16 protein-coding genes are annotated in these 17,210 nt (G+C 69.9%); 6 read left to right on the top strand and 10 right to left on the bottom strand.

Annotation, left to right across the window (positions count from 1 at the left end; genetic code table 11):
* Positions 1 to 1,584 (top strand): glutamine-hydrolyzing GMP synthase, encoded by a 1,584-nt coding sequence (gene guaA, locus ACEL92_RS22095; protein ID WP_374022757.1) that lies wholly within the window; start codon positions 1 to 3, stop codon positions 1,582 to 1,584.
* A 60-nt stretch (positions 1,585 to 1,644) separates the two neighbouring features.
* On the opposite strand, the gene ACEL92_RS22090 is transcribed toward guaA, so the two are convergent.
* On the bottom strand, positions 1,645 to 2,235 hold the full coding sequence (locus ACEL92_RS22090; protein WP_374022756.1) for a hypothetical protein: 591 nt from the start codon (positions 2,233 to 2,235) through the stop codon (positions 1,645 to 1,647).
* Positions 2,236 to 2,324: 89 nt separating this feature from the next.
* On the opposite strand from ACEL92_RS22090, the gene ACEL92_RS22085 reads away from it, so the two are divergent.
* Complete coding sequence (locus ACEL92_RS22085; RefSeq protein WP_374022755.1) at positions 2,325 to 2,993, top strand: hypothetical protein; 669 nt, start codon at positions 2,325 to 2,327, stop codon at positions 2,991 to 2,993.
* 38 nt (positions 2,994 to 3,031) lie between these two features.
* On the top strand, positions 3,032 to 4,564 hold the full coding sequence (locus tag ACEL92_RS22080) for a DNA polymerase Y family protein (protein WP_374026334.1): 1,533 nt from the start codon (positions 3,032 to 3,034) through the stop codon (positions 4,562 to 4,564).
* A gap of 86 nt (positions 4,565 to 4,650) precedes the next feature.
* Here the strand turns inward: ACEL92_RS22080 and ACEL92_RS22075 are convergent, their stop codons facing one another.
* The gene (locus ACEL92_RS22075) at positions 4,651 to 5,238 is read right to left on the bottom strand and encodes a TetR/AcrR family transcriptional regulator (RefSeq protein ID WP_374022754.1); all 588 of its coding nucleotides are present in this window, start codon (positions 5,236 to 5,238) and stop codon (positions 4,651 to 4,653) included.
* Between the two features lie 87 nt (positions 5,239 to 5,325).
* On the opposite strand from ACEL92_RS22075, the gene ACEL92_RS22070 reads away from it, so the two are divergent.
* Complete coding sequence (locus ACEL92_RS22070; RefSeq protein ID WP_374022753.1) at positions 5,326 to 6,189, top strand: LLM class F420-dependent oxidoreductase; 864 nt, start codon at positions 5,326 to 5,328, stop codon at positions 6,187 to 6,189.
* Positions 6,190 to 6,342: 153 nt separating this feature from the next.
* Here ACEL92_RS22070 and ACEL92_RS22065 read toward each other — a convergent pair whose 3' ends face one another.
* Genes ACEL92_RS22065 through ACEL92_RS22055 form a run of 3 tightly spaced genes read right to left on the bottom strand, consistent with a single transcriptional unit; the run spans position 6,343 to position 9,026 of the window.
* Positions 6,343 to 7,497: an alpha-hydroxy-acid oxidizing protein gene (locus tag ACEL92_RS22065; protein ID WP_374022752.1), complete on the bottom strand. Its 1,155-nt coding sequence runs from the start codon at positions 7,495 to 7,497 to the stop codon at positions 6,343 to 6,345.
* Positions 7,498 to 7,542: 45 nt separating this feature from the next.
* Positions 7,543 to 8,001 (bottom strand): hypothetical protein, encoded by a 459-nt coding sequence (locus ACEL92_RS22060; RefSeq protein WP_374022751.1) that lies wholly within the window; start codon positions 7,999 to 8,001, stop codon positions 7,543 to 7,545.
* A complete protein-coding gene (locus ACEL92_RS22055) occupies positions 7,998 to 9,026 on the bottom strand; it encodes a nucleoside hydrolase (RefSeq protein WP_374022750.1) in 1,029 nt (342 codons plus the stop codon). The genes ACEL92_RS22060 and ACEL92_RS22055 overlap by 4 nt, the downstream gene beginning before the upstream one ends.
* Before the next feature lie 39 nt (positions 9,027 to 9,065).
* Between ACEL92_RS22055 and cmaA1 the strand changes: the two genes are divergently transcribed.
* On the top strand, positions 9,066 to 9,944 hold the full coding sequence (gene cmaA1 / locus ACEL92_RS22050; RefSeq protein WP_374022749.1) for a cyclopropane mycolic acid synthase CmaA1: 879 nt from the start codon (positions 9,066 to 9,068) through the stop codon (positions 9,942 to 9,944).
* Positions 9,945 to 9,969: 25 nt separating this feature from the next.
* Here the strand turns inward: cmaA1 and ACEL92_RS22045 are convergent, their stop codons facing one another.
* The 3 genes from ACEL92_RS22045 to ACEL92_RS22035 form a co-directional block, all read right to left on the bottom strand.
* Complete coding sequence (locus tag ACEL92_RS22045; RefSeq protein ID WP_374022748.1) at positions 9,970 to 10,713, bottom strand: 2OG-Fe dioxygenase family protein; 744 nt, start codon at positions 10,711 to 10,713, stop codon at positions 9,970 to 9,972.
* A 42-nt stretch (positions 10,714 to 10,755) separates the two neighbouring features.
* Positions 10,756 to 12,759 (bottom strand): SDR family oxidoreductase, encoded by a 2,004-nt coding sequence (locus ACEL92_RS22040; RefSeq protein ID WP_374022747.1) that lies wholly within the window; start codon positions 12,757 to 12,759, stop codon positions 10,756 to 10,758.
* A 104-nt stretch (positions 12,760 to 12,863) separates the two neighbouring features.
* Entirely contained in the window at positions 12,864 to 13,577 is a 714-nt protein-coding gene (locus ACEL92_RS22035) for a histidine phosphatase family protein (RefSeq protein WP_374022746.1), read from the bottom strand.
* An 83-nt stretch (positions 13,578 to 13,660) separates the two neighbouring features.
* Between ACEL92_RS22035 and ACEL92_RS22030 the strand changes: the two genes are divergently transcribed.
* The gene (locus ACEL92_RS22030; protein ID WP_374022745.1) at positions 13,661 to 14,536 is read left to right on the top strand and encodes a MaoC/PaaZ C-terminal domain-containing protein; all 876 of its coding nucleotides are present in this window, start codon (positions 13,661 to 13,663) and stop codon (positions 14,534 to 14,536) included.
* Here ACEL92_RS22030 and otsB read toward each other — a convergent pair.
* Both otsB and ACEL92_RS22020 read right to left on the bottom strand, forming a co-directional pair.
* Positions 14,533 to 15,660, bottom strand: a complete 1,128-nt coding sequence (gene otsB, locus ACEL92_RS22025; protein ID WP_374022744.1) for a trehalose-phosphatase — start codon at positions 15,658 to 15,660, stop codon at positions 14,533 to 14,535. The genes ACEL92_RS22030 and otsB overlap by 4 nt on opposite strands.
* Before the next feature lie 41 nt (positions 15,661 to 15,701).
* Entirely contained in the window at positions 15,702 to 17,048 is a 1,347-nt protein-coding gene (locus tag ACEL92_RS22020) for a wax ester/triacylglycerol synthase domain-containing protein (protein WP_374022743.1), read from the bottom strand.
* Between the last annotated feature and the right edge of the window lie 162 nt (positions 17,049 to 17,210).

Below are 17,210 nucleotides of genomic sequence, written 5' to 3'. Positions count from 1 at the left end.
GTGACCGAACCTGCTGACGTCGAAGGCCATGCGGCACCGCCGCGACCGGTGCTCGTCGTCGACTTCGGCGCCCAGTATGCGCAGCTGATCGCCCGGCGCGTCCGGGAGGCGCGGGTCTTCTCCGAGGTCATTCCCCACACGGCGTCGATCGACGAGATCAAGGCCAGGCGGCCGTCGGCGCTGGTGCTCTCGGGGGGGCCGTCCAGCGTCTACGAAGAGGGCGCCCCGCAACTCGATCCGGCGGTGTTCGACCTCGGGGTGCCGGTATTCGGCATCTGCTACGGATTCCAGGCCATGGCGCAGGCACTGGGCGGGACGGTCGCCCACACGGGCACCAGTGAGTACGGCCGCACCGAGCTGAAAGTGGTTGGCGGCGACTTGCATTCGGGACTGCCAAGCGTCCAGCCGGTCTGGATGAGCCACGGTGACGCGGTCACGGCCGCGCCGGAGGGGTTCGACGTGGTCGCCAGCAGCGCGGGCGCGACGGTGGCCGCCTTCGAGAACCGGGGCCGCCGCCTGGCCGGGGTGCAGTACCACCCGGAGGTCATGCACACCCCGCACGGGCAGCAGGTGCTCAGCCGGTTCCTGCACGACTTCGCCGGGCTGGGCGCGGAGTGGACGCCCGCCAACATTGCCAGCGCGCTGGTCGAGCAGGTGCGCGAACAGATCGGTGACGGGCACGCGATCTGCGGGCTGTCCGGCGGCGTGGACTCGGCGGTGGCGGCCGCACTGGTGCAGCGCGCCATCGGTGACCGATTGACCTGCGTCTTCGTCGACCACGGGCTGCTTCGCGCCGGCGAGCGCGCGCAGGTGCAGCGCGACTTCGTGGCCGCCACCGGCGCCAACCTGGTCACCGTCGACGCCGCGGACACCTTCCTGCGGGCGCTGTCGGGGGTGACCAATCCCGAGGGCAAGCGCAAGATCATCGGCCGCCAGTTCATCCGTGCCTTCGAGGGCGCGGTGCGAGACATCCTGAGCGACACCGGGTCTGAGGTCGATTTCCTGGTGCAGGGCACGCTGTATCCCGACGTGGTGGAATCCGGTGGGGGCAGCGGGACCGCCAACATCAAGAGCCACCACAACGTCGGCGGCCTGCCCGACGACCTGAAGTTCCGGCTCGTCGAGCCGTTGCGGCTGCTGTTCAAGGACGAGGTGCGCGCCGTCGGGCGCGAGCTGGGCCTACCGGAGGAAATCGTTGCGCGCCAACCCTTTCCAGGGCCCGGCCTGGGCATCCGGATCGTCGGCGAGGTCACCGCGGCGCGGTTGGAGACCCTGCGGCGCGCCGACTCGATCGCGCGCGAGGAGCTCACCGCCGCCGGCCTGGACAACCTGATCTGGCAATGCCCGGTGGTGCTGCTTGCCGATGTCCGCTCGGTCGGGGTGCAGGGTGACGGCCGGACCTATGGGCACCCGATCGTGCTGCGGCCGGTGTCCAGCGAGGACGCGATGACCGCCGACTGGACCCGGGTGCCCTACGAGGTGCTGGAGCGCATCTCGACCCGCATCACCAACGAGGTCCGTGAGGTCAACCGCGTGGTGCTGGACATCACCAGCAAACCCCCCGGCACCATCGAGTGGGAGTGACCGGGCGCTTTCGCGACATATAACCAGTTGCGAAGACACGCCGACGGGAATCGCAGAGATTTAAGTCTGGACGAATTCGCGCCGGCCGTGGACGATCGTGGCCGCACCCCAGTTCCCGCCGGCCTCGGCGACGAGTCGGCCGGCGACGTCTCGATCGTCGTTGTCGGCGACCAGGATCAGGGTGTGGTCGGTCGTGGTGACGGATCCGCCCCGGATGCGGTCGCGGGCGACCGGGTCGCCCGCCAGCGCGTCGCCGAAGCGGGCGACGTCGACGTCCGGCACCGCGATGATGATCGCGTCCTCATCCGGGGCGTGGTCGTAGGCGAAGGTCAGCACCGCCTCCTGGTCGAACTGGCGGCGCAGCGCCTCGGCGGCGGTGTGCAACGAGCCGTCGGCGCCGCACAGGTGAAACTCCCGCGAGCGCTCCCGGGTGCTCCGTTGCAGCGCGCTCGACCAGTACACCCCGTCGAGCGGGGTCGACCCCGTCACCGTCGCGCCGCTCAGCGCGATCGTCGCGTTGGCCTGCGCCTCGAACAGTGGATCGGTGTTGTCGGTGGTGAACAGTTCCGCCGGTCGGCAGGGCGCGGCGGCACTTGGCGCGGGAAAAGTACAGCAAAAAAGCACCATCAGCCACACCAGCACCGAGCGCATAAAGCAGCCTCTCACGTTTCTTGACGCTTGTCGGAGGGTGCGTGTTTACTTCCAAATGTATCGAACATACATTCGAACAGGGGGCAGTCATGACCGCGGCTTTGGCCTCCGATAACCGCGCTGAACAGCTCGAATCGCTTCGCCGGCGGATGGCCGTGATCACCGGGAAGTCGCCGGGGCCCGCCACCACCCGCCCCGACGACCTGCTGCCGGAATCGGAAGCCCAGCTGGCGCTGCCGCGGTGGCTGGCGGAGTCGCTGCCGGCGCCCCTGCCGCGCGGAACGGTGGCGGTGCTCTCGGGGGCCCGGTCGCTGCTGTTGAGCATGGTGGCCGCGGTGACGGCGGCGGGCGGCAACGTGGCAATCGTCGGCCAGCCGGACATCGGGCTGCTGGCCGCCGCCGAGATGGGGGCGGATCTGAGCCGGGTCGCGGTGATCCCGGATCCCGGCACCGACCCGGTGGAGGTGGCCGCGGTGCTCGTCGACGGCATGGATCTGGTGGTCCTCGGCCTGGGCGGGCGCCGGGTGCCGCAGACCCGGGCGCGCGCGGTGGTGGCGCGGGCACGCAGTAAGGGGTGCACCGTCCTGGTCACCGACGGTGATTGGCAGGGGGCGCCCACCCGGCTGGAGGCCCGGGTCTGCGGCTACGAGCTCACTGCGGGTGGCCGCCCCGGATTCGGCCGGATCGGCCGGGTGCGGCTGCAGGTGAGCGGGGTGTGCGCGGGACGGCGGGTGACCGCCCAGGCGCGCGCCGGGTGAATTCTCCAGTGGCATCCCGGGTGCTGGCCATCTGGTGCATGGACTGGCCGGCGGTCGCGGCGGCCGCGGCCGCGGGCGTGCCCGCGACCGCCCCGGTGGCGGTCACGCTGGCCAATCGGGTGATCGCCTGCTCGGCGGCCGCCCGCGCGGCGGGGGTGCGGCGGGGGCTGCGGCGCCGGGAGGCGGCGGCCCGCTGCCCACAGCTGCACGTCACCACCGCCGACGCGGACCGCGACGCCCGCTTCTTCGAGTCGGTCATCGCGGCGGTGGACGACCTGGTGCCGCGCGCCGAGGTGCTGCGGCCCGGGCTCTTGGTGTTGCCGGTGCGCGGGGCGGCCCGCTATTTCGGCTCCGAGGCCGACGCCGCCGAGCGGCTGACCGACGCGGTCGCCGCGGCCGGCGCCGAGTGCCAGGTCGGGATCGCCGACCGGTTGTCCACCGCGGTCTTCGCCGCGCGGGCCGGCCGGATCGTCCCGGCGGGCGGTGACGCGAAGTTCCTGTCGGTGCTGTCGATCCGCCAACTGGCCACCGAACCCAGCCTGTGTGGTCCGGGACGCCAAGAGCTGACGGACCTGTTGTGGCGCATGGGTATTCGCACCATCGGCCAGTTCGCCGCGTTGTCGGCCACCGACGTGACGTCCCGGTTCGGCGCCGACGGGATGGCCGCGCATCGGTTGGCCCGCGGTGAACCCGAGCGGGGCCTTTCCGGGCGCGAGCCGCCGGAGGAACTGGAGGCCGTGCTGGACTGCGACCCGCCGATCGACCGGGTCGACGCCGCGGCGTTCGCCGGGCGTTCGCTGGCCGCCGCGCTGCATCGGACGCTGATGGGCGCGGGGGTCGGCTGCACCCGGCTGGCCATTCACGCCGTCACCGAGGGCGGCGAAGAACTGCACCGGGTGTGGCGGTGCGCCGAGCCGTTGACCGAGGACGCCACCGCCGACCGGGTGCGCTGGCAACTGGACGGCTGGTTGAGCAGCCGGACCGCGCGCAATCCCCGGCCGACGGCACCGGTGACCCTGCTGCGGCTGCAGGCGGTCGAGGTGGTGTCGGCCGAGGCGCTGCAGCTGCCGCTGTGGGGCGGCCTCGGCGAGGAGGACCGGCTGCGGGCCCGGCGCGCCCTGGTGCGGGTGCAGGGCCTGCTCGGCCCGGAGGCGGTGCGGGTGCCGGTGTTGTCCGGCGGGCGCGGGCCGGCCGAGCGCATCACGCTGACCCCGCTGGGTGACGAGCCGGTGCCGCGGGCCGACCCGGGCCTGCCGTGGCCCGGGCGGCTGCCCGAGCCGTCACCCGCGGTGTTGCTGGACGACCCGGTGGAACTGCTTGACGCCCAAGGCAATCCGGTGCGGGTGACCGGCCGGGGGATGTTCTCGGCCGACCCGGCTCGCCTGGTCGCCCGCGGCCGGGACGAGCGGCTGGACTGGTGGGCCGGGCCGTGGCCGGTCGACGAGCGGTGGTGGGATCCCGACGTGGGAAGGGGCCGCACTGCACGGGCTCAGGTCCTGCTGGAAAGCGAGCGGGCGTTTCTGCTGTGCTACCGGCAAAGGAGGTGGTATCTGGAGGGAAGTTACGAGTGATATCCAACGCCTTGCGGGAGTTAGGTCTTTGCTTCTGTCATGAGCGGTCTCCCCGGTTTGGTGTCGACGTAAGCAACGTATCCGGTTCATCCGTCCGTACCGATACCGAGCGTTGTCGCGCTGGTAAGCAGTTGCTTTAGTGCGGCATCGGCTATCTCGCCGAACGGTTCCGCATTGCCACGATCTGCCCAACGTGCGCAGGTGATGTCGAACGCAAGCATGCCGATTTCGGCGGCCAGGCGTGCGGCTGTCTCATCGGTTCCGCGTGCGCGCAGCGCATCCGCCAGCGCGGCGGCAAGCCGGGCGCGCTTGAGCAGTTCGCGTTCGTGCAGTTCGCTGTTGGCGACGATGACCGCTTGACGCAGCGGCAGGATCTCGTGTCGCTCTGGGGTGAACACGGCTGCCGCCGACTGGAGGGCGGCCGCGACGCATTCGATCGGCGCGGCCGACGGGCTTGCCGCGCGCACGCCCTCGCTAATGCGATCGGCAAGGATTTCCTGACCGGCCGAGAGGACCTCGCGCTTGTCGGCAAAATGCCGAAAGAAGCTGCTTTTTGTCAGTCCGGCTCGGTCGGCGATCTGGGCAACCGACGTCGCGTCGTACCCCTGCTCTGCGAACAACTCCAGGGCGGCTCGTTCAAGCCGTTGGCGCGCGTTCGGTTCCCACCGGGCCATAGCCAAAGGCTACTTGATAAGACTAAGTCGCATTGCAGTGCTATAGTGACGATACTAAGTCTTATCACCTGAAAGGGGAGCTCTGCCATGCGATTAGGTGTGCACTTCGTCAACTATTCACCGCCTCCCGGCGAGCGCATCGGCCCCACTTTGGCGCGGGCCGCTGCCCTCGCCGACGCCGCCGGCGTCTCGATGTTCACACTTCCCGACCACTTCCTGGGAGTCGGTGATGCCCACAACCCGTTTCTCGAGTGCTACACCTCTTTGGGCTTCCTGGCGGGTCAGACGGACGCAATCAGGCTGAGCGCGTTGGTCACCGGGGTGACGTACCGCCACGCCGGCGCGCTTGCCAAAACCGTCAGCACCCTCGATGTGCTTTCGGAAGGACGGGCCATGCTCGGTATCGGCGTGGGGTGGTACGAGCGCGGACACACGGCGCTGGGTTTGCCCTTCCCTCCGGTGCGGGAACGATTCGAGATTCTCGAGGAAACGCTCCAGATCTGCACGCAGATGTGGAGCGACGACGACGGCCCGTACACCGGCAAGCACTATCAGCTCGGCGAGACGATCTGCGAACCGCGACAACCTCGACGCACGCCGATCCTCATCGCCGGCCGTGGCGAGAAGAAAACGCTGCCGCTGATCGCGAAGTACGCTGACATCTGGTCCGGCGCCGCAGAATCAGCCGAAGAGCTCGAGCACAAGATGGGCGTGTTCAAGCGGCACTGCGATGCCATCGGTCGCAACCCCGACGATATCGAAAAAACCGCCGGCTTCTTCTTCCGTGATCCGTTCGACGACCTCGACGGGTACCTTAGCGACGCCGAAGCCTATGCCAAGCAGGGGATCTCACTAATCCACGTCGGCGTGATGCCCGGCAACCCCGACCCCATCGGCTTCATCCAACGTGTCTGCGACGATCTGCTGCCCAAGCTTGCCGCAATAGGTTAATGGCGCTGCGCCAGTCCTTGCGTCGGCGCGGTTGGCAATCAGCAGCCCCCCTTCGTCACGCGGGGGCGCGCACCAGCACCCGCGCCGCCGGGATTCGTGACCCGCATCTGCGTCGAGAAGGTCGGTGGGGTCGGGCTGTGGGTGAGGTGACGGCTATCCAGTGGGCCGCAACGCGTCCGGGGTCAGATCCTTCAGGGACGGATACCCGTCGACGGCCATGATCAGGTCCGCCTCGGCCAGCAGCGAGCGCAGCACGTGCACGACGCCGTCGACGCCGCCGAGCGCCAGGCCGTAGGCGTACGGGCGACCGATGCCCACCGCGGTCGCCCCCATCGCCAGGGCCTTGATGATGTCGGGGCCGCTGCGCACGCCCGAGTCGAACAGCACCGGAAGACCGTCGGCGGCCTCGAGCACGCCCGGCAGGCAATCCAGCGTCGGCAGCCCGCCGTTGGCCTGCCGGCCGCCGTGGTTGGAACAGTAAATGCCGTCGACGCCAAGGTCTTTCGCGCGCCGGACGTCGTCAGGGTGGCAGACGCCCTTGACCATCAGCGGCAGGCTGGTCTCCGACCGCAGCCACTCCAGGTCGTCCCACCGGAACGGCCCGCCGAAGATCGGCAGTTTCCGCACCGCCGCCTCGGTGGCGTCTTCGCCGCGACTCAGGGTGGCCCGAAAAACCGGATCGCTGGTGTAGTTGGCCAGGCATCCGCTGGGCACCTGCGGGTAATTGCCCCCGCTCAGGTCGCGGGGTCGCCAGCCGGTCACCCAGGTGTCGAGCGTGACGGCGATGCCCTTGAAGCCGGCCGCCTCGGCGCGGTGCACCAGGCTGGCGGCCATCTTTCGGTTCGGCGGCGTGTACAGCTGGAAGAACGCCGGGGTATCGCCCAATTCGACGGCGAGGTCTTCCATCGGGTCGGCCGTCAGCGTCCCGACGAAGAAGGGAACGCCCGTGCGGACCGAAGCTCGGGCGCAGGCCAGGTCCCCGTGGCCGTCCGGGTCGCACACCCCGATAACGCCGATCGGCGCCATGAAGATCGGCGACGGAAATCTCATTCCGAACAACTCGATCGACATGTCGCGCTGCTCGGGAGCGATCCCCATGCGCGGATACAGGCCCCACCGCTTGAAGGCCTCGCAGTTGGCGCGCTGGGTATGTTCGTCGCCGGCGCCGCCCGCGACGTATCCCAGCACTTTCGGCGGCATCGCCGCCGACGCCTTCTTCTCCAGCTCGTCGAACCTGATCGGGTATTGCGGCTGATTGCCGTGCAGCGATTGGTCGTACAGCTCGGTTTGGTAGTCGGCGAAGGCCATGCCCGTGGCAGTACCCGACGTCTGGAGGGTCAAACGCCCCGCGGCTCAGGGTTGGCGCGCGCGGACCGCCTGCGCCCGCGCCATCAGACGGGCGCCGCCGGGCAGCGCGCCCAACACCGCGCGGGCCAGGCGGTCGCGGCCCCGGACGCCGTCGGTTCTGGACTTACCGTCGCGCAGGTGGCGCCAGCCCAGGCCCGCCCACGACGCCGCGACGGCGGCGTCGGTCACCCCGCCGCGGGCGCGGCGCCGGTCGGCCACGGCCAGGCCGAGCGCCGTCACGGAGTGCACCATGTCGACCCACACGCCGGCCGCCAGCACCTCCGGGCCGGGATCGATGCCCGACAGCAGCGCCTGCACCAGGTGGCGCCCGCCCAGGATCCGGGTGACGATGAGCGCTTTGCGGTCGACCTGCACACCGTGGATGTGGCCCAGCACGTCGGACGGGGCGGTCAGCAGCACCGCGCCCCACCCGCCGCGCAGGACTTCGATGAGACGAATCTTCATGGGGTATTGGATGACCGGCGCGCGAAGGCCCCAACCCGTTCGATGAACCGGTCGAAGAAGGCCGCCGCGTCCACGTCGATCCCGATCAGCGCGTTGGGTTCTCGGCGCCCCGACCAGTCGGTCACCGTCATGGCGCGGGTCAGCGTCCCCGTCAGCTCGATGTCCACCGTCGCGGCCCGGGTGGTGACCAGCCCCGGGTCCAGCGCCGCGGCGGCGGCCAGCGGATCATGCAGGTGCGCCTGGAAACCGTGCCCGATGTCGTGGTAGGCCTCCAGGTAGAACCGCATCGCGTCCTCGATCACCCGGATCAACGCGTTGGACGCGGTCGACCGCGTGCCGGGCTCGTCGTCCGCGCTCATCGGCGTCGAGGTCGACCCGGCCGCGGCCGCCAGCCGGGTGAGGTGATCGGGCGTCATCGCCACCTTGCGGGTGAGGTCCAGGCCGCACAGGATCGGAAGCCGTTGCGGCTCAACGGGTGCCCAGGCCTCCAGGACCTCGGCCGCGGCCTCGGGATCCACGCTGATGTTCCACTCGGCCACCGCGGTGGTGTTGCCCCGGTGATCGTAAGAACCGCCCATCACGACCAGCCGGCGCAGCAGCGTCGGCAGCGCCGGCTCGGCGCGCAGGGCCAGCGCCAGATTGGTCAGCGGGCCGGTCACCACCCCGATGAGCTCACCGGGATGCGCCTGCGCGGCGCGTACCCAGGCGGTCGCCGAGTCGTGGTCGGTGAGCCGGCGATCGGTGGGCGGCAGGTCGGCGTAGCCCAATCCGCGGGGGCCGTGGACCTTCGACGGCAGGCTCATCGGCCCGCTCAGGGTCTCCTCGGAGCCTTTGGACACCGGCACGCCGGTGCGGCCGCACAGTTCGAGCAGGCCCAAATTGTTCTCGCAAACCTGCTGCACCGCAACGTTTCCCTCGGTGGAGGCGATGCCGACCACGTCCGCGTCCGGGCTGGCGAACAGGTACATCAGTGCCAGCGCGTCGTCGACGCCGGTGTCGACGTCGACGAATACGGGCGACTTCATTGTGTCCAAGATACTCAGAGGGGCGGCTAGGCTGTCACGATGCCACCGACGTCGGAGCCCCCCGATTTAACGCCGCACTTCGACGACGTGCAGGCCCACTACGACCTGTCCGACGATTTCTTCCGGCTGTTCCTCGATCCGACCCAGACGTACAGCTGCGCCTACTTCGAGCGCGACGACATGACGCTGGAAGAAGCGCAGATCGCCAAGATCGACCTGGCCCTCGGCAAACTCGGGCTGCAGTCTGGCATGACATTGCTCGACATCGGCTGCGGGTGGGGCGCGACCATGATGCGCGCCGTGCAAAAGTACGACGTCGACGTCGTGGGCCTCACCCTGAGCCGAAACCAGGCCAAACACGTCGAGCAGCTGATCGCCCGGTCCGACAGCCCCCGCTCGATGCGCATTCTGCTGCAAGGCTGGGAACAGTTCGATGAGCCTGTCGACCGGATCGTCAGCATCGGGGCCTTCGAGCACTTCGGGCACGAGCGCTACGACAAGTTCTTCACCCTTACCCATGGCCTGCTGCCCGACGACGGGGTAATGCTGCTGCACACCATCACCGGGCTGCACCCGACTGAGATGGTCGAACGTGGCATGCCGATATCGTTTCTGTTTGCCCGCTTCGTCAAATTCATTGTTACCGAGATCTTTCCGGGTGGGCGGTTGCCGTCGATACCGATGGTGCAAGAGCGCGCCACGGCGAACGGCTTCACGGTGGGCCGCGTTCAATCGCTGCAACCGCACTATGCGAAAACGCTCGACATCTGGGCCGCGGCGTTGCAAGCTCACAAAGACGAGGCTATCGCGGTGCAGTCCGAGGAGGTCTACGAGCGGTACATGAAATACCTGACCGGTTGCGCCGAGATGTTCCGCATCGGATACGTCGATGTCAACCAGTTCACCCTCTTGAAATGATCCAGCGCCTTCGGGCGGTGCCGGCTCAGGGCCAGGCCGAGGCGAAGGTGACCACCAAGACGTCGCGCTGGGCGGGGCCCGAGTGGTCGATCGGCCGGATCGGGGAGACGCCGTGCAGGGTACGGCGGTCGTCGCCCAGCATCAGCGTGCCGGGCTCGGCCAGGGTCGTCGCGAGCAGGCGCCTACCGTCGAGGTCGCACACGGTGCTCTCGCCGCCGATCGCGTTGCGCCGCCCGACCAGCAGCGAGCTGACCAGGGTGACGCCGTCGCGGTGCATGCCCTCGGGTGTCGGAAGGCCGCCGTCCTCGGACAACGACCGGACCCGGAACGGATGCACCTTGACGTTCCAGTCCGCCACGTCGTCCAGCGCCGCCGCCACCCGCGCCAGCAGGTCGATGATCTTGCGCAGCAAGGGATCCCGGGAGAACGCGTCGGTCAGCGGCTCGAAGTCGCGGTCCTTGCCGATGTAGAGCGGGTTCGAGTCCTCGGGCTGCACGAACGTGCTCCTGGGCACCGGGCGCAGCGCGCCGTCGCGCAGGGAGTACTGGCCGTACCGGCGCAGCCGCTGCACCCCCTGCTCCGCGGCGTACGGGTCGGGGCCCAACCGCTGCCAATGCCGGGCGAATCGGGTCCACTCCTCGCGTCCCGCGCCCAGGCTTCGGGTCACCTCGAAGGAGGACATCACCGCCGCGCCCGTCGTGGCGACCAGCCGGGCCGCGGCGGCCACGGGGTCGGCATCCGCCCGCTTGGCGGAGACAATCCGGGTCATCGCGCCGGAATACCGCAATCGGGCGCGGCCGAAACGCCGCGCCTACCAGTGCAGCCCGGGCACCAACCGCACCAACCGTTTGACTCCCCGCGGCGTCCGGATGCCGCCGGTGACCGCGCGGACGGGCCGCCTCGGCTTGCGCCGTGGCGGGTGAGCGGCGGCCGGCTCGGTGGGCAGCCCGCGGGCGGCGGCCGAGTCGGGGTAACCGAGGTAGAGCTGGTGCAGGATCCGCCGGGAGGTCCGCGGCGCGAAGTAGTTTCCGGCCTCGGCCAGCGTGCCCAGCGGGGTGTCGATGCGGGCCGGCTTCTCGACCAGGCCGCGCACCACCATGGCGGCCGCGCGCTCCGGGCTGATCGCCGGCACCGGGTTGAGCCGGTGTGACGGCGCGATCATCGGCGTACGGACCAGTGGCATATGGATATTGGTGAACGTGATGTGGTCGGACAGCGTCTCCGAGCCGACCACGTCGGCGAACGCGTCCAGCGCCGCCTTCGTGGGCAGGTACGAGCTGTACTTGGGGTTGCGGGCCTGCACGCCGGCGCTGGAGACGTTGACCACGTGACCGAAGCGGCGCTCGCGCCAGTGCGGCAGCAGCGCCAGCACCATCCGCACCGCGCCGAAGTAATTGACCGCCATCACCCGCTCGTAGTCGTGCAGCCGGTCGGTCGAGTTGATCACCGACCGCCGGATCGACCGGCCGGCGTTGTTCACCAGGTAGTCGACGTGGTCGAACCGGCCCAGGATGTCCTTGATGGTGTGCTCGACCGACGTGGAGTCGGTGACGTCGCAGGTGAAGGCGTGGGCGTCACCGCCGGCCGCGCGGATCTCGGCGACCAGTTGATCCAGCGCGTCGGCGTTGCGGGCCAGGGCGAACACCGTCGCCCCGCGCTCGGCGACGGCGATGGCCGCCGCCCGGCCGATGCCGCTGGACGCCCCGGTGATGATGACGTGCCGGCCGTGCAGCGGCCCCTGCGGGTCGTCGCGGCGCGCCCGGTCCGGGTCGAGGTGTTCGGCCCAGTACCGCCACAGCTTGGGCGCGTAGCGGGAGAACTCGGGCACCTCGATGCCCGTGCCGCGCAAGGCTTCCCGGGTCTGGTCGCTGATGAAGGTGGGCTTGAGGTCGACGAGGTCGAAGACCTCGGCCGGGATACCGAGCTGGGTGGCCGCCATGTTGCGCAGCACCCTGGCCCGGCCGCGCGCCGTCAGCACCGGGGCGGCCACCGAGCCGGGTAGCGACCCGCGCGCGGGCGGGAGCCCGGCCGCCTTGGCGACGCCGCGGTAAATGCCGCGCAGCCCAACGGTTTTCGGGGCGGTGAGGTGGAATGTGCGACCGTCCAGGCCCTCGGCATGCATGAGCGCGACGAGCGCATCGACGACGTAGTCGACGGGCACGATGTTGGTGCGCCCGATGTCGGGCAGCAGGATGGGCGTCAGCTTGGGCAGCACCGCCAGCTTGGCCAGCACGCCGAAGAAGTAATACGGCCCGTCGACCTTGTCCATCTCGCCGGTGCGCGAGTCGCCCACCACCACCGCCGGACGGTAGATCCGATGGCGCAGCCCGGCCGCCGACCGCACCAGCAACTCCGCCTCGAACTTCGTCTGGTGGTACGGGGTGGGCAACGGCTGGCCGACGTCGAAGTCGTCTTCGGTGTACTCGCCGGGGAAGTCGCCGGCCACGGCGATCGAGGAGACGTGGTGCAGCGTCGCGCCCAGCCGTCGCGCCAGTTCGATGACGGCGCGGGTCCCTTCGACGTTGGTGGCCCGCTGCTCGGCTTCACCGGCGGTGATGTCGTAGATGGCCGCGCAGTGCACGACGTGATCGATGCTGCCCAGCTCGGCGATGGTCTCGTCGGTCAGTTCCAGCGCCGGCAGCCCGCCGACCAGCGGTTTGGCCCGCTCACCCCAGTCGGCCGCGAGCCGCTCGAAACGGCCCAGCGACTGCCGACGGACCAGCACCCACACCTGCGCATCGGGTTGGGTGTCCAGCAGCCGGGCGACGACGCGGCGACCAATAAACCCGGTACCGCCGGTAACGACATACCGCATGCAAGCCATCGTGGCGGTCGCGACCGCCCGCGTCAACCTGACGGCGATCGCGAGCGCGGCGAGAGCCGGGCGCGGCGGGTCGCACCGTGGAACTGACTGGAAGCTCAGTTGTGGAAGTCGCGGATGCCGTCCCAGTCGACCAGGGTCCAGCCGTTCACCGGGTTGCCGGTGATCACCACGCGCCCGATGTTGGGCAACGGGTGGCTGGTGAGCAGCGAGTCCTTGGCGTTCCTCGCGTTCATCAGCGTCCAGTACTCGATGGCGAATTTGTGCGAGAACACCACCGGGTCGTGCTGGCCGCTGTTGTAGACCTTTGCGATGGCGGAGGTGAATTGTTCGTTGAATTCCTTGCCGCTGATCGACCCGGGGATTCTGTTCTGCACGTCGCCCCTGAGCCAATCCGACGGCGCCAGCAGGAACGTCGAGGCCTCCTCGGCGATCGGCTTGCCCTCGAACCAGCCCGCGTTGATCTCCTGAATGCCTTGCAGCACCTGGACTTGCTTACCCAGTTCCGAGGCCAAAGGTGCGGCGGTCTGCTGCGTCCTGACCATGGTCGAGGCGTAGATGCCGTCGTAGTCCTTGTGACCCGCTTGATGCGCGACCTGTTGTGCCTGCCCCTGGCCCTCCGGGGTCAGGCCGGGGCCCGGCACCGAGGTGTCGATGACGCCGCTGGCGTTGGATTCGGACTGGGCGTGCCGGATGAACGTCACCGTGATGCTGCGCGCCTGTGGCGATCCGCCGCAGGCACCGACGACGAGAACCGCGGTGAGCGCCGCGACCGCCTTCGAGACGTTGGAGACCAAGCTGCGCTTCGGCATGTCGATAGCCTGCCCTGCCGACGGCGTCGGGGGGAAGGGTTTGCGATGGTTGAGTGGAGAAATTACTTCCGAAGGAGACTCAGATGGCGATTGACCCGAGTGCCGTCGGCGCGGTGACCGAACCGATGCTGTTCGAGTGGACCGACCGCGACACGCTGCTCTACGCGCTCGGCGTCGGCGCCGGCCTCGACGACCTGTCGTTCACCACCGAGAACAGCCACGGCATCGAGCAGCAGGTGCTGCCCACCTACGCGGTGATCTGCTGCCCGGCCTTCGGGGCGGCCGGCAAGGTCGGAACGTTCAACTGGGCCATGCTGTTACACGGCTCGCAGGAAATCCGGCTGCACGCGCCGCTGCCTCCGGCGGGGAAGCTGTCGGTGGTGACCGAGGTCGCCGACATCCAGGACAAGGGTGAGGGCAAGAACGCGATCCTGGTGTTGCGCGGCCGGGGCACCGATCCGGATTCGGAGAAGCTGATCGCCGAGACGCTCACCACGCTGGTGATCCGCGGCGAGGGCGGGTTTGGCGGGGTGCCGGGCCAGCGCCCGGTGGCCCCGGAGATACCGGACCGCGAGCCCGACGCCCGGGTCGCGCTGCCCACCCGGGAGGACCAGGCGCTGATCTACCGGCTCTCCGGTGACCGCAACCCGCTGCACAGCGACCCGTGGTTCGCCCGCGAGCTGGCCGGGTTCCCCAAGCCGATCCTGCACGGGCTGTGCAGTTATGGCGTGGCGGGTCGCGCGCTGGTCGCCGAGCTCGGCGGCGGCGTTGCGGCCAACATCACCTCGATCGCGTCACGGTTCACCTCGCCGGTGTTCCCCGGCGAAACGCTGACCACGCTGATCTGGCGCACCGAGCCCGGCAAGGCGGTGTTTCGCACCGAGGCGTCGGGAGCCGAAGGCGCCGAGGCCGGTCGGGTGGTGCTCGACGACGGCGCCGTGGAATACGTCCAGCCCTAGGATGACAGCCGGCGCGCCAGGCGGGCGGCGAACTCGCCGGCCTGTGCGGGGCTGTCCAGCGCGAGTCGCGCCGCGGTGGCGCGGTCGCCGTCGTCGTAGTGCCGCACCAGGATTGGCACGCCGCCGTCGGCCACCGCGTCGAACGCGTCCTCGTCGGTGATGTCGTCGCCCAGGTAGACCGGGGTCCGGGCGCCGGGCTCGGCCTCGGTCAGGTGATCGAGCACCCAGCGCAGCGTTTTGCCCTTGTCCCAGTCCAGATCCGGGCGCAGCTCGATGACCTCCCGGCCGGTGGTCACCCGTAGGCCGTCGCGGCGCCCCGCAGCGCGCACCGCGGCAGCCACCTCGCCGATGCGGTCGCGCCCGGCGTTGCGGTAGTGCACGGCGACCCCAAAGCGCTTGTGCTCCACCACCACCCCCGGGATCGAGCCGAGTCGCTCGCGCAGCTCGCCGGCCGCGGCCTGAAGCACCGGGATGGCCGCGGCGGCGTCGTCGTTCTGATGGTGCGCGCCGTCGGGCGCGGTCAATTCGAACCCGTGACTGCCGGCATACCAGATCCCGGAAACACCAACACGTTTCGTCACATCGGCCAGGTCGCGGCCGGACAGCACCGCCACCGGGCAGCCGGCCGCCAACTGCCGCAGCGCCTCGGTGGCGCCGTCGACCGGGACGGCCGCGTCCGGGTCGTTGACGATGTCGGACAGCGTGCCGTCGAAGTCGAAGAACACCGCGGGCCGCCGCGCCGCCAGGTCGTCGAGCGCCGTCAGCGCATCGGGCAGCTGCGAGATCCGGCGGTCCCCGGTGCGCACGGTGACCTCGCCCAGGTCGGCGACCACCGCGTCCGCGCCGGCGTCTCGCAGGGCGTCGCTACGCCCCGTACCGACGCCGACGACCAGTGCGAATCCGCCGGCGCGCGCGGCCGCCACGGCCGCTTCGTCGGCAGCGACGACCGCGCATCGGTCGGGCCGGACCTGCAGCCGGCGGGCCGCCTCCAACGGGTCCTCGGTGTAGGCGGCGGTGCCCACACCGGCTTCGCGCAGCTTGCCCTCCAGGGTGGGGTCCGGGGCGTGGAACAGCACCGCGTCATGGCGGCGCGGGTCGATGACTACCGATCCCGACTGTGGCACGACCCCACCTTCTCACGGTGGTCGGCCGGTCGGGGAGCGGGTCAGTGCCGGACTTGGCCCGGCACGCGCGGCCGGGTGCCCGGCGGGCGGCCGGGGAAGGCGCGCGGCGACCGCTTGCGGCGGCGATCGCCGAACAACAACACCGAATCCTGGCTGAGCGCCACCAGCCGCTCGATGCCCAGTTCGATTCCGGCGGCCAGTTGCTTGACGTCGAATGCGGTGCCGGGTTCGGCGGTGATGCCGAACACCAGTTCGTCGCCGTAACTCAGCACCGCGACTCCAGTGCTCAACTGGACGGCGATCGGGGGGATGGGCAGCAGGCGCTCTATCGTCTTTCCCATCAAGCGCAGCTGGTGACGGGGCCCGGGCGCGTGGGTGGCCAGCGCGACGATGGCGCGCTGCGGGAGCAGCGACAGCAGCGCCACGACGCCGTCCCGCAGGACCGGCGGCAAAGAATTGAGCGCCGACTCGACGATGCCGCCGGATTGCGTCGCGCCCGCGGGCGTGTCACTCCATCGAGTTTGCACGGTCCGCAAGCGCTGGACCGGGTCGTCGTGCTCGACCGGCAGGTACGGCGACCGGATCGGTGTCGGCGCCAGGGCCGGCAGCGAGTCCGCTTGCGGCTCCTCGCCGCGGCCGAGCAGCACCGTCCGGAAGCCTTCGGTGGCGGCGGCCACCGCGACATCGTTGACGGTGGCACCGAACCTGCGGCAGACGCGGTCGACGTCGGCGATCGGGACCCGCACCGTGGCATAGCGCCGCGGCGTGGCGGCGCGGTCGTGTGCCTGCAGCGCGGGCCAGACCGCGCCGACGACGGCGCCGGTCGCGGTCCAGGATGCCCGCCACAGCGCATCGGTCCAGCCGGTCCGCCGCGCCGAGGGCCGCGAAACCGGTTTGGCCGCAGGGGCATTGGCGAAGGCGGTGTCGTCGGCGTCGTCGCAAAGCCTGGTGAGCAGGTGCGCGGGGGAGTTGCCGTCCAGCAGGCTGGGATGGGTCTTGATCAAGATCGCCCACCGGTTGCCCTTGAGGCCCTCGATCACCCAGCACTCCCACGGTGGGCGGTCCGGGCTCAGTGGCCGCTCTAGGGCGTGGGCGATGGCGCGGGCCAACTCGGTGTCGTCACCCGGGCGGGAGATCGCCACCGGGCGCACATGCTGGGCGACGTCGAATTCCGGGCAGTCGACCCAGGCGCCGTGCGTCGGGTGCGCCCGCAGCAGTTGCGTGCAACGCGGTATCGTTCGAATGCGTTCCGCCAGAAGGGCTTCGAGGCGCTGACGGTCGGGTGCGCCGCCCTCGACGACAGCCACCGCGCCGATCGCCAGGCCGGTGTGCTGGTCGGGGTCGTGAGTTTTCAGGAATGCCGTATCCAGTGCCCTCACCTGCGCCATGCTCGTCCCCGCCATCATTTTCTGCCCTGGTAACCAGTCTCTGCCGAACCCTGTGCGCGCGGTAGGCCCGCGACGTTAAGACCTTGTTTATGAGTTGAAGATCGGTTTAACAACGGTTGTCCTGCACCGGAGGCGATTCGAACAAACATTCGATAGACTGCG

Source organism: Mycobacterium hainanense (genome assembly GCF_041890355.1).
Classification (GTDB): Bacteria; Actinomycetota; Actinomycetes; order Mycobacteriales; family Mycobacteriaceae; genus Mycobacterium; species Mycobacterium hainanense.
This window is presented reverse-complemented; position numbering and strand designations above follow the sequence as displayed.